The sequence below is a fragment of the Kribbella sp. NPDC051718 genome, assembly GCF_040681515.1.
Classification (GTDB): Bacteria; Actinomycetota; Actinomycetes; order Propionibacteriales; family Kribbellaceae; genus Kribbella.
The window spans coordinates 328,261-339,940 of the sequence record NZ_JBFAYZ010000003.1; the positions used below are offsets into that span (position 1 = coordinate 328,261).

Annotated in this window: 12 protein-coding genes; 8 read left to right on the forward strand and 4 right to left on the reverse strand. The window is 67.7% G+C overall.

Annotation, left to right across the window (positions count from 1 at the left end):
- Positions 1 to 4 precede the first annotated feature (4 nt).
- Complete coding sequence (locus AB0M15_RS13145) at positions 5 to 1,681, reverse strand: right-handed parallel beta-helix repeat-containing protein (RefSeq protein ID WP_363817150.1); 1,677 nt, start codon at positions 1,679 to 1,681, stop codon at positions 5 to 7.
- A 160-nt stretch (positions 1,682 to 1,841) separates the two neighbouring features.
- Between AB0M15_RS13145 and AB0M15_RS13150 the strand changes: the two genes are divergently transcribed.
- The 5 genes from AB0M15_RS13150 (at position 1,842) to AB0M15_RS13170 (ending at position 5,973) form a co-directional block, all read left to right on the forward strand.
- Positions 1,842 to 3,053, forward strand: coding sequence for a glycosyltransferase (locus AB0M15_RS13150; protein ID WP_363818427.1), 1,212 nt, complete (start codon positions 1,842 to 1,844; stop codon positions 3,051 to 3,053).
- Between the two features lie 160 nt (positions 3,054 to 3,213).
- A complete protein-coding gene (locus tag AB0M15_RS13155) occupies positions 3,214 to 3,633 on the forward strand; it encodes an adenylyltransferase/cytidyltransferase family protein (RefSeq protein WP_363817152.1) in 420 nt (139 codons plus the stop codon).
- Complete coding sequence (locus AB0M15_RS13160) at positions 3,630 to 4,367, forward strand: CDP-alcohol phosphatidyltransferase family protein (protein WP_363817154.1); 738 nt, start codon at positions 3,630 to 3,632, stop codon at positions 4,365 to 4,367. Before AB0M15_RS13155 ends, AB0M15_RS13160 begins: the two co-directional genes overlap by 4 nt.
- Positions 4,367 to 4,783 (forward strand): adenylyltransferase/cytidyltransferase family protein, encoded by a 417-nt coding sequence (locus tag AB0M15_RS13165; protein ID WP_360271568.1) that lies wholly within the window; start codon positions 4,367 to 4,369, stop codon positions 4,781 to 4,783. The genes AB0M15_RS13160 and AB0M15_RS13165 overlap by 1 nt, the downstream gene beginning before the upstream one ends.
- A complete protein-coding gene (locus tag AB0M15_RS13170) occupies positions 4,783 to 5,973 on the forward strand; it encodes a glycosyltransferase (RefSeq protein ID WP_363817157.1) in 1,191 nt (396 codons plus the stop codon). The genes AB0M15_RS13165 and AB0M15_RS13170 overlap by 1 nt, the downstream gene beginning before the upstream one ends.
- 1 nt (position 5,974) lies before the next feature.
- Here the strand turns inward: AB0M15_RS13170 and AB0M15_RS13175 are convergent, their stop codons facing one another.
- Together AB0M15_RS13175 and nadA are read right to left on the reverse strand one after the other, a co-directional pair.
- Entirely contained in the window at positions 5,975 to 6,622 is a 648-nt protein-coding gene (locus AB0M15_RS13175; protein ID WP_363817159.1) for a hypothetical protein, read from the reverse strand.
- Positions 6,623 to 6,626: 4 nt separating this feature from the next.
- Complete coding sequence (nadA, locus tag AB0M15_RS13180; protein WP_363817161.1) at positions 6,627 to 7,808, reverse strand: quinolinate synthase NadA; 1,182 nt, start codon at positions 7,806 to 7,808, stop codon at positions 6,627 to 6,629.
- Positions 7,809 to 7,922: 114 nt separating this feature from the next.
- Here nadA and AB0M15_RS13185 point away from each other — a divergent pair, with 114 nt between their 5' ends.
- Positions 7,923 to 9,131 (forward strand): NAD(P)/FAD-dependent oxidoreductase, encoded by a 1,209-nt coding sequence (locus AB0M15_RS13185; protein ID WP_363817163.1) that lies wholly within the window; start codon positions 7,923 to 7,925, stop codon positions 9,129 to 9,131.
- Here AB0M15_RS13185 and nfi read toward each other — a convergent pair.
- Complete coding sequence (nfi, locus tag AB0M15_RS13190) at positions 9,121 to 9,777, reverse strand: deoxyribonuclease V (protein ID WP_363817165.1); 657 nt, start codon at positions 9,775 to 9,777, stop codon at positions 9,121 to 9,123. The genes AB0M15_RS13185 and nfi overlap by 11 nt on opposite strands.
- Before the next feature lie 112 nt (positions 9,778 to 9,889).
- On the opposite strand from nfi, the gene AB0M15_RS13195 reads away from it, so the two are divergent.
- Both AB0M15_RS13195 and AB0M15_RS13200 read left to right on the forward strand, forming a co-directional pair.
- Entirely contained in the window at positions 9,890 to 10,984 is a 1,095-nt protein-coding gene (locus tag AB0M15_RS13195; protein ID WP_363817167.1) for a glycerate kinase, read from the forward strand.
- 300 nt (positions 10,985 to 11,284) lie between these two features.
- Positions 11,285 to 11,662, forward strand: coding sequence for an iron-sulfur cluster assembly accessory protein (locus tag AB0M15_RS13200; RefSeq protein ID WP_363817169.1), 378 nt, complete (start codon positions 11,285 to 11,287; stop codon positions 11,660 to 11,662).
- The last annotated feature ends 18 nt before the right edge of the window (positions 11,663 to 11,680 follow it).

The window sequence follows — 11,680 nt, forward strand, 5'->3', positions numbered from 1 at the left end:
GGGCTCAGCTCGTCGAAAAGCTCCCTGCGGTGTCGAGGCCGGCACTACGCCAGCCGATGGCGGTGAGCTTGGTGCCGAACTTGCTGAACCGCTGTGCGGCCAGCTTGTCCAGCAGGTACGTGTTCGCGCTGAAGGTCAGCTGCCCGGCCGGGACCTCGGCGCCGGAGTTCTGCACCATCCCGGTCGCCTGGGTGCCGCCGGTCATCCCGATCGTGTTGCCGGTGACGTGCACGTTGCGCAGCAGGTACCGGCCCCAGGGGCCGTCGCCGCGGGTCCGGGACTGGATCGAGACGCCGTTCACGTTGCCGGAGACGGTGTTGTTCCGGACCGTCACGTTCGACGAGGTGTTGACGTTGATACCGCCGCCGTCCCACAGCGACGTACCGGAGCCGCGCCCGGTGCCGAAGCCGTTGCCGGTGATCGTGTTGTTCTCGATCACGCCGTTGCGGCTGATCTCGAACCGGATCCCGTCGGCGGCGTTGCCGGTGATCTTGTTCGAGCTGATCACCCGGCCGTCGTCGGCGACGTCCGCCCAGAACCCGACGCCCTTGTTGGAGCGGATCAGGTTGGCGCTTACCGTGCCGGACGAGCGGGTCGACTTCATCCCGCCGGATTCCCAGTCGGCGATCCAGAAGCCGTCGGTGTTGTTGTAGGTGATCACGTTGCGGGTGACGTTCGCCTTCAGCGAGTTGTACTGGCCGAGGCCGAGCTGTCCGTTGTGGTGCACCAGGTTGCGCTCGACCTTGGTGTTGTTCGCCTTCACCAGCATCAGGCCGACCGACTTGTTCCAGCGGACCTCGTTGGCCTTCACGGTCCAGTTCGGGCCGGAGACCAGCGCGCCGGCCTGGGCCGGGCTGGCGAAGTGCTCGATGGTCAGCCCGCGGACGGTGACGCCGGGCTGGTTCGACTCGATCGCGGTGGCGGTCTTGGCCATCTCCACCGCGTGCCCGGCGGGGTTGCTGCCGAGGTAGATCGCGTTGGCGGCGTAGTCGGCGTAGAACGTGCCGGCCTTGACTCCCGCCAGCGACGCGACCCGGGTCAGGTGAGTACCGCCCAGGAAGACCTGCTCACGCAAGGAGCAGATGTTCGCCTTGTTGTCCTCGCACTGCCCGGCCTTCCCGTACGCCGAGGGAAGCGCACCGTGGTTGACCCAGCGAGTGCCTGACTTGGCCCAACTGGTGAGGGGCACCGAGCCGGTCAGGACCGCGCGGGCGGAGCTGGCGATCGTCATGTTCGCCTTGGGACGGATCGTCTGGCTGATCCGGTGCAGACCGGAGGCGAAGCAGACAGTGGATCCCGCGGGCTGCGAGTTGACCACCGCCTGGGCGTTCTGACCGGGCTTGATCAGTACGCCGCTGCAGGGACCGGCGACGGCTGGGCCGGCGTCGGTCTCGCCGATCGCGGGTTCGGTCTTGGACGGCGGAGTCTCCGTGCTGGGCTCGGCCGTCGGCTTGCTGGTCGCAGGCTTCTTGTTGCTTGGCGCAACCTTCTTCGGAGGTGCCACCGTCGGGGGCTTGCTCGAGACGGTTCCAGGGGCCTTGCTCGGCTGAGCAGTCGGGTGTTTCGAGGGGAGGACTGCCGAACCGGACGGACCGTTCTGGGCCGTTTCGCGTGACTTCTCGGCCGATGCCGCGTTCTTGTGATGAGAGATGACCGGGTAGGCGACTGTAACGACAGCCAACGCCACGGCGATAAGGGCGACGTACAACACCCTTCTCGAACCAATGAAGCTCAAAGCACCCTCCGGGTGTCTCGGCGCGCGGTAGTTCGTCCCCAGGTGCGGCCTGTCAAGTACCAGTTGTCACCACCGCGAGACTTAAGGTGGTGTCATGCGGGTCGCCATGTTGCACAACCGTTACCGTTCGGGTCAACCCAGTGGCGAGAACACCGTGGTCGATCAAACGGCTGATCTTTTGCGTAGTTCAGGACATGAAGTTGAGCTTTACGCACAGCACAGCGACGACATTGCGCAAATGAGCCGAAAAGATCGCGCACTGTTACCGGTCCGCTCCGTATGGTCATTCGCCGCCGAACGCGATTTAACATTCCGATTGCAATCGGCGCGTCCGGACATCGTGCATGTGCACAACACTTTCCCGCTCTTCAGCCCGTCGGTACTGCGGGCAGCGGCCCGTCAGGACCTGCCGATCGTGGCCACGCTGCACAACTTCCGGCTGATGTGCGCCAACGGGGTGCTGCAGCGCGACGGCGGCCCCTGCGAGTCCTGTGTGGGCAAGCTGCCGTGGCGTGGCGCGGTCCACGGCTGCTACCGCGACTCCAAGGTGCAGAGCCTGCCGCTCGTCGCCGGGATCGCCGTCCACAACACGCTCCACACCTGGCAGCGGTACGTCACCACCCTGATCGCGCCGTCGGAGTTCGTCCGGTCCCGGTACGTCGCCGGCGGGTTCGACGCCGACCGGATCGTGGTGAAGCCCCACGCGGTCCCGCACGACGGCGTAGTACGGGAAGGGGCGGGGGAGGGTGTCGTCTTCCTCGGCCGGCTGACCGAGGAGAAGGGCTTCGCCGATCTGCTGAAGGCCTGGGATGCGTCACTGGGGGAGTTGAAGGTCATCGGCGACGGTCCGCTCCGGGCTTCGGCTGACGAGCGGGCTGCGCGCGACTCGTCGGTCGAGGTGCTCGGCGCGCTGCCGTGGGCCGAGTGCATGGAGATCCTGCGGTCCGCGCGCGCCGTCGTCGTACCGGCGCGGTCGTATGAGACGTTCGGCCTCGTGGTGATCGAAGCCTTCGCCAACGGAGTACCGGTGGTGGCGTCCAGAATCGGGGCGCTGGCGGAGCTCGTCGACGATGGTGAGACCGGCGCGCTGGTCGCTCCGGGCGACACGGAGGAGCTCCGAAAGGCCCTGGGGTTGCTCACCGAGCCGGCGACTTCGATAGCCTTCGGCCAACGAGCTCGTCAGGTCTATCTCGACCGCTTCACTCCGGAGCGCGACCTGACGGCCACGGAGAGGATCTACACCGATGCGATCGCGCGGCACGCGGCCGACCCCCGGACCGGCCCGCGCAGCCCGGCACGCGGTACGACGGATAGCTAGGCGAGTGGCGATTACTCGGTGTAAGGTCAGCCCAGACGTGGGGGGTCACGTCGGTCACTGGTGGGGTCCGGTTGTCGGGATGTTCACCAGGAGTTCGACTTTCAACTCGCCCGGGGGGCGATGGGGCAGGGCCCGCGGGGGCTCAGTGGGGGAGCGCAAGGTGCCGCAACGCATCGGCTATCTGATCGGGGTCTTCGACCTGTTCCACGTCGGCCATCTGGACGTGCTGGAGCGGGCGAAGGAGCAGTGCGACCACCTCGTCGTGGGCGTGCTCACCGACGACTGGGCCGCGGACGCCTGGGGTGCCAGGCCGTTCGTGCCGATCGTCGAGCGAGCGCAGATCCTGGAGCAGTTACGCTGCGTGGACGAGATCGTCGTGGTGGACGGTGCCGAGGCGGCTCATGAGCACGCGGACGCCATCGTTTTCGCTGCGGACGGTATGGACGGCGTGCTCGGTCCCGACGAGTTGGACGGGGTTCCGGCCGGCCGGGTCAGCGTGCTGGCGTCCGGACGCGGTTCCCGAAGCCAGATCCTGCGCGCCGCGATCGACCAGCGGCAGTCGCGCAGCTCGGTCGCATGAGCCGGCGCTCCATCGGAGACGTCGTCGGCGAACTGTCGCGCGCGCAGAAGCCGTCCGCCGGCACTCCGGCGTACTCGCGCTTCATCAATCGGCGGATCGGGCGGTACCTGGCGGCCGGAGCGTTCCTGGCCGGGCGGACGCCGAACCAGATCAGCCTGACCAGCGGGTTCTGCTCGCTCGTCGGCATCGTTCTCATCGCCACCGTCGAGCCGAGCCTTCCGCTCGCGCTGGCGGTGACCGTGATGCTGGTGCTCGGGTATGCGTTCGACTCCGCGGACGGCCAGCTGGCCCGGCTGCGGGGCGGTGGGTCGCCGTTGGGCGAGTGGCTCGACCACATGATCGACTGCGTCAAGATCGCCTTGCTGCACAGCGCGGTACTGATCTCCTTCTACCGATTCGATGCCTTCAGCAACGAGCTGCTACTGCTCATCCCGCTCGCGTACCTGTGCGTCTCGGCGGTGCTGTTCTTCGGGCTGATCCTGATCGACCAGCTCCGCCGCCGGCATGGCGCGAGCACCGCCAACGTGCGCGGCGACTCCGTCCCGAAGTCGTTGCTGATAGCACCGACCGACTACGGCGTGCTGTGCCTGGTCTTCCTCGCGTTCGGCTGGCCGAAGGTGTTCACCACCCTGTACGGCCTGTTGCTGGTCGCGAACCTGCTCTTCCTGGTGGCCGCGATCGCCAAGTGGTACAGGGAAATGGCCGCGTTGCAACCCACGGGGGCGAGAGGCTGATGGGTGTCGTCGGGTATGCCCCCGGGGTCTACGACATGTTCCACATCGGTCACCTCAACATCCTGCGCCGGGCCAGCGAGCACTGTGACTACCTGATCGCGGGCGTGGTCGAGGACGACGTGGTGACCAGGATCAAGGGCCGTCCGCCGGTCGTTCCGCACGACGAGCGGATGGAGGTCGTCCGGGCGATCGGCCTGGTCGACGAGGTGGTCAGCGACTGGTCCAGCGACAAGTTCGAGATGTGGAAGCAGTTGCGGTACGACGTGCTCTTCAAAGGTGACGACTGGAAGGGCACCGAGAAGGGGACGCGCCTGGAGAAGCTGCTCGGCGAGGTCGGTGCCAGCGTGCACTACTTCCCGTACACGGCCTCCACGTCCAGCACGGATCTACGGAGGCTCCTGGAGGGGACGCTCTGATGTCGACCCGGCCGAAGATCCTGCTCAGCGCTTATGCGTGCCGACCGAAGGGTGGATCCGAGCCGGGCGCGGGCTGGGCCTGGGCGAAGGCGGCGGCGCGTGATCACGACGTCTGGCTGATCACCCGGGGCAAGTTCGCGCCCGAGATCACCGAGGAGCTGGCCGTCCGGCCGATTCCGTCGCTGACGGTGGTACCGCTCGAGCTGCCGAATTGGCTGCTCAGGCTCCGTCGCCGGCACGCGGACGTCTACTGGTACTACCCGCTCTGGCAGAAGCTGGCCGGCCGGACCGCTGCTCGGTTGCACGCCAAGCACTCCTTCGACGTCATCCACCACCTGACATTCGCGACGGACTGGATGCCTGCGGGCGTCGTCCAGGAGTCGACGGCCAAGGTGATCTGGGGCCCGGTCGGCGGCTCGACCACGGTGCCGTTGTCGATGGCGCACTGGCTGGGCTCGAAGGGTCTGGTCAACGAGCTGGTACGCCGCGGCTACACCGGTTTGATGCGGCGACTGGTCGGTCGCAAGCACGCTCAGAGCGCCGACCTGGTCGTTGCCCAGAACAAGGATGTCGCCGAGTACTTCGGCAAGTACGCGCGCTCCGTCACCGTCCAGCCCAACGTCGCGATCAGCCGCTTCGCCGCCGCTTGCGGTCCGCGTGAGCCGTACGGCGCTCCTGGCGTGAAGACGGCGGTGTTCGTCGGCCGGATGATCCCGTGGAAGGGCCTGCTGATCGCGATCAGCGTCCTCGCCCGCCCGGAAGCCGCTCAGTGGGAGCTTCGAGTGATCGGCGACGGCCCCGACTGGCGCCGCGCCGAACGGCTCGCGGAGGAGCTCGGCGTACGGGACCGGGTCGAGTTCGTCGGCCAACTCCCACGCGAAGAAGTCCTGGCCGCGTTCCTGCGTGCCGACGCCATGCTCGCGCCCGCGATGCGCGAAGCAGCCGGCTGGGCCGTAGCCGAGGCTCTGGCCAGCGGCTGCCCGGTCGTCTGCATCGACCGCGCCGGCCCCTCAGTCATCGTCTCTCCCGAAGACGGCGTCATCGTCCCACTCCAAGGAGACGTAGTAGGCGGCCTGGCCAAGGGCTTAGCCTCCCTCACCGGCCGAATCGACCCAGTAAACCGCTGGGCCCCCGAACGCCTCCCCGACGTCCTCGCCACCTGGTACAGCACAACCCGCGTCCCGCAGTGAGCTAGTCCGGCAGGACCTGCAGCTCGACCTGTTCCCCGAGCCAGCGGGCCAGCTCGTCTGTGCCCTCGCGAGTCTCGACGTACAACCGGTATCCGGCCGGAGCAGGGACGAGCTCCCACTGTCCGGACGAGTTGACCGAGAGCATCACGCCGGCATGCTTCGAGTCGCCCGCAAGGTCCGCTTCGGGCACTGGTCGCCACCAGCAGTCGGTCCAATGCACTGCTGCGCGTTCCGCATCGCTCACGCGCGAAACGACGTCCCAGGTGAAGTCTTGGGCAGACCGGTAGTACAGGTGGACCGATACCGGCATCGGCGCAAGCTCACCGATCTGGTCCAGTGCCTGGGTGTCGGTCGGCAGTACCCACAGGTCGACGCCCTCGTCGCCCGGTACGCCGGTGCGCGGCTGATCGTCGACCACCAGGAGCGACTCGATCAGCTCGGCGTGCTCCGGTGGTATGACGTACTCCATCTGGACCTGAGCGATCCGGGCGAGCTCGAAGTACCTCGGTGCCGTGTGGCTGTCGGTGTCGATCTGCAACTCGACCCTCACCTGGTCCGTGCCGTTGAGGTCCAGCAGCCGCGTGACCGTGGCTTCGGCAGCTGCCGGGTCCGTACCGGTTTGGAGCAGGTGGAAGGCCGAGTTGCTCAAGGCATCAGTCTCTGGCGGTTTTGCCGGGGAGGGCGAGCATTCGGTCCAGGGCGATCTTGGCGTATTTCTCGGTGTCGGGGTCGACCTTGATGGGGTTGACTACGTGGCCGGCGACGAGGTTTTCGAGGGCCCAGACGAAGTGGGGGAGGTCGATGCGGTTCATCGTGGCGCAGTAGCAGACCGTCTTGTCGAGGAAGACGATGTTCTTGTCGGGGTGCTGCTTGGCGAGGCGCTGGACCAGGTTGAGCTCGGTGCCTACGGCCCAGGAAGTACCGGGCTCGGCCTTTGCGATGGTGTCGATGATGTACTCCGTCGAGCCGACCAGGTCGGCCTTGAGGACCACCTCGTGCTGGCACTCGGGGTGCACGATCACGTTGACGCCGGGGACGCGGCTGCGGACGTCGTCCACGGACGCGGCGGTGAAGCGGCCGTGGACCGAGCAGTGCCCACGCCACAGGATCATCTTCGCCTTGGCGAGCTGCTCCTTGGTCAGGCCGCCGCCCGGCTTGTGCGGGTCGTAGACGACGCACTCGTCGAGGCTGATGCCCATCTTCTGTACGGCCGTGTTGCGGCCGAGGTGCTGATCCGGCAGGAAGAGCACCTTCTCGCCTTGCTGGAAGGCCCAGTCCAGGGCGACGTCGGCGTTGCTCGAAGTACAGACCGCTCCGCCGTTGCGACCGCAGAACGCCTTGATGTCGGCGCTGGAGTTCATGTAAGTGACCGGCACGGTGACATCGGCGATGCCGGCGTCGGCGAGGGCGTCCCAGGCCGCCTCGACCTGCTGGATCCGGGCCATGTCGGCCATCGAGCAGCCGGCCGCGAGGTCGGGCAGGATTACCGTCTGGTTCTCGTTGGTGAGGATGTCCGCGGACTCAGCCATGAAGTGCACACCGCAGAACACGATGTACGGCGCGTCCGGCCGGTTCGCCGCGTCGCGCGCGAGCTTGAACGAGTCACCCGTGACGTCGGCGAACTGGATCACCTCGTCGCGCTGGTAGTGGTGGCCGAGCACGAAGACCTGGTCACCGAGCGCTGCCTTGGCCTTCAGCGCGCGCTCGACGAGGTCGGGGTCGGACGCCGGCGGCAGCGCGCCGGGGCACTCCACCCCGCGCTCCGAATGTGGGTCGGTGTCGCGGCCCAGGAACAGCAACGGGAGAGACTTCGCGCCCTCTGCGATGGTTGTCACGGCACCCATCGTGCCACGCACCCGGCCTTCGAATTCATGGTCCACGTCACTGCCCAGCATGCGAAATCTTGTGCACGGAAGCACAAGCGCGAACGGTTGTGCAAGCATCGGTGGATGGCTGACGTGATCGTGGTCGGGGCAGGGCTGGCCGGGCTCAACTGCGCGATCGGCCTGCAGCAGCACGGCCTCACCGTCACGGTTCTCGAAGCGGCCGACGAGGTGGGTGGCCGCGTCCGGACCGATCTGGTCGACGGCTTCCGCTGCGACCGTGGCTTCCAGCTGCTCAACCCCAGCTATCCGGCCGTACGCCGGTACGTCGATCTGCCTGCCCTCGACCTGCAGTCCTTCGCAGCGGGGGTCGCGGTCGGGGGAGACGCCGGTACTACGACAGTCGCCGACCCCCGGCGCGAACCAGGACTCATCGGGCGGTCGCTCCTCAGCGGCTACGTTCGCCCGCTCGAACTCGCCCGTCTCGCCGCTTGGGCTGCCCCCGCATTGGGGCCTGTGCCGAGTCTGCTCGGCGGCCGCGACACCACGCTGGCCGAGTCGCTGGATGGCGCCGGGGTCGACGGCCGACTGCGCCACGAGATTCTCGAGCCGTTCCTGGCCGGCGTACTGGCTTCGGACGACGGGTGGACGTCGGCTGCCTTCGTGCGACTCCTTCTCCGCGCCTTCCTGCTCGGTACTCCGGGCCTGCCGGCCGCCGGAATGTCGGCGTTACCCCAGCAACTGGCCGCCCGCCTGGCCGAGCCCGTGCGTACCGGCGTACGGGCCGAAGCGGTGACCGGCCACTCGGTGAAGACCGCCGAGGGCGAACTGAGCGCCCGCGCCGTAGTGGTCGCCGCCAACCCGACCGCAGGCCTCACCGACCTGCACCCTCCCCGTATGAAGGGCCTGAGCACCTACTGGTTCGCCACCGACGAGCCGCGCAGGGCAGACAAACTGCTGGTCGTCGACGGCCGCCGCAACGGACCTGTGCTCAACACTGCGGTCATCTCCAACGCGGCGCCGTCGTACGCACCCCCTGGACGCCACCTGGTCCAGGCCACCACCCTCTGGCCCACAGCGGCGACGGAGGCCGAGGTGCGCATCCAGCTGACCCGCCTCTATGGCCGCTCGGCCGGCGCCTGGGACCTACTCATCCGCCACGACATCCCCGAGGCACTCCCCGAACAACCCGCTCCACTAGTCGCCCGCCAACCTGTGGCGCTAGGCGACAACCTGTTCGTAGCAGGCGACCACCGAGACACAGCCTCGATCCAAGGCGCCCTGGTCTCCGGCCGCCGCGCCGCCAACGCAGTAGCCGCCACCCTCAACTCTTGAGAGCTGCCCTGCACGCATGATCGGCAGCCCGCGTGGTCTCAGGCAGCCGATAGGAAGGCGTCAGCCGAAGGGTGTGCGCGACAGCTGTCGCCAGGTCGACCCGATGCCCAACCGACACGAACACCGGCTTGACCGCCTCCTGCGTCCGAACCACCGCCCCCACCACCTCATCCTCGAGCACCAGGTCGGATGTGGACCCCCGCTCGGCAGCAGGCGGCGAGAAGGTGCCGACAAACGCGTTCTTGGCCACCCCGATCGTCGGCAGCCCGGTCAGCACCCCGAGATGACAAGCAAGCCCGAACCGCCGGGGATGCGCGAGCCCCTGCCCGTCGCACACCAGCAGGTCCGGCGTGACGGTGAGCTTGCCGAGTGCATCCAGCAACGCCGGGATCTCCCGGAAGGCGAAAAGCCCCGGGACGTACGGAAACGCCGTATGCCCGAGCACGATCGACCGATCGACCTCGACCAGGCTGTGGGCGTCCAGCACGACGACGGCGGCTGCCAGGTCGTCGCCCGCGTAGGCAACGTCCAGCCCCGCGACATACCGGATGTCAGCTGGTGCAGGGCCGGGCCCAGCGCTGTCGACTAGCCCGCGGAGCTCCTCCTGCACCGCGATTGCTTCTGTTGCTGTCGTCGGCCAGTACACGCCGCGGAGGCTACCGCGCCCTGGTCCGCCCTCGGCCATCCGCAGTGCACCGTTTGTCCGGAGGTTGGTTGGGCGGCGGTGGGGCGAGGCAGGGGTAGGGGAGGATGTGGGCATGCGCGTGCTGATTGCTCCGGACAAGTTTGCTGGGACGTTGACGGCTGTGGAGGCTGCGGCTGCGATCGAGGAGGGGTGGCGGCGGCGGGATCCGGAGGCAGTGGTGTTGGTGGCGCCGATGGCTGATGGAGGGCCTGGGTTCATCGACGTGCTGGCGGCTGTGGTCGATGGGACGTTGCTGTCGGTGACTGTGCGTGGGCCGCTGGGGGAAGAGGTGCCGGCGACGGTGCTGGTTGCGGGGGAGACGGCGTACATCGAGACGGCGCAGGCGTGTGGGTTACATCTCGTCGAGCCGGCGGATCGGCGGCCGGAGGACGGGTCGACGTACGGGGTGGGGCAGTTGATCGGGGCGGCTGTGGATGCGGGTGCCAAGCGGATCATTCTCGGGCTCGGTGGGTCGGGGACGAACGACGCGGGGGCCGGGCTGCTGGCGGCACTTGGGGCGACTTCCGAGGGAGGCAGTCTCGAGGCGGGCGCCAAAGGGCTCGAGAAGCTGACCGCGGTGGATCTGGAGCCGGCACGGAGTCGGCTGGCCGGGGTCGAGTTCGTCGCGGCGAGCGATGTCGAGAACCCGATGCTGGGGCTGCGCGGCGCGACCAACATCTTCGGTGCGCAGAAGGGCATCGCCGACGAGCGGAAGCCCGCGGTCGACGGTTACCTGACGCAGTTCGCGGAGCTGGCGGGGCGTAAAACCGCTGATCAGAAGGGTGCAGGGGCCGCTGGGGGACTCGGGTACGCGTTGCTGTTGCTCGGTGCCGAGCGGGTCTCCGGTATCGACCTGGTCGCCGGGCTGACCGGGCTGGAGACGAAGGCCAAGCAGGTCGATCTGGTGCTGACGGGCGAAGGCGCGTTCGACTTCCAGTCGCGCGACGGCAAGGTGATCTCGGGGGTGGCGAAGGTCGCCAACGACGCGATGCGGCCGTGCGTCGTACTGGCCGGCAAGGTCCAGATCGGTGCCCGCGAGATGCGCACGATGGGCGTCGAATCGGCGTACTCGCTGGTCGACGCCGTCGGCGAGCAGCAAGCCTTCGCCGACCCCCACGGCTCCCTGGCCACCGTCGCCGAGCGCGTCGCCCGCACCTGGGCCCGCTGACACCGGCCAGAACTGGTGACCTCAGACACCCAATGGCTACCTCGGACATGAAATAACGTGTTCAAGGTCGCCATTGGGTGTTCAAGGTCGCCATTGGGTGTTCGAGGTCGCCAGAGATGGGCGGTAGGCCGGGAGCCGGGCTGGTCTCAGGGGGGAGGCGTGGAGTTGAGTCCTGAAAATGGTGTGCGACCATGGGAATGGTTCGGGATCAGCCGATGTTGGCCCGAATGACAGCGGACTTTCCGCGCGTGGCCGCCTGCCCAAAGCGGCCGGGCGCTCATGAGATGACTGGAGTCAGGAATGACTGAAGCGCAGACCGAGGCAGTGCAGACTGCGGAGGGCACCACGACGGCCAGCGGCATCCTGCTGACCGATGGCGCCGCCGCCAAGGTGAAGGCGCTGCTGGACCAGGAAGGTCGCGACGACCTGGCCCTCCGTGTCGCGGTGCAGCCGGGTGGTTGTTCCGGGCTGCGGTACCAGCTGTTCTTCGACGAGCGTCAGCTCGACGGCGACGTGGTGACCGACTTCGGTGGCGTCAGCGTCGTCACCGACCGGATGAGCTCGCCGTACCTCAAGGGTGCGTCGATCGACTTCGTGGACACGATCGAGAAGCAGGGCTTCACGATCGACAACCCGAACGCGACCGGCTCCTGCGCCTGCGGCGACTCGTTCAACTGAGCTAACCCCGAAGCCCCG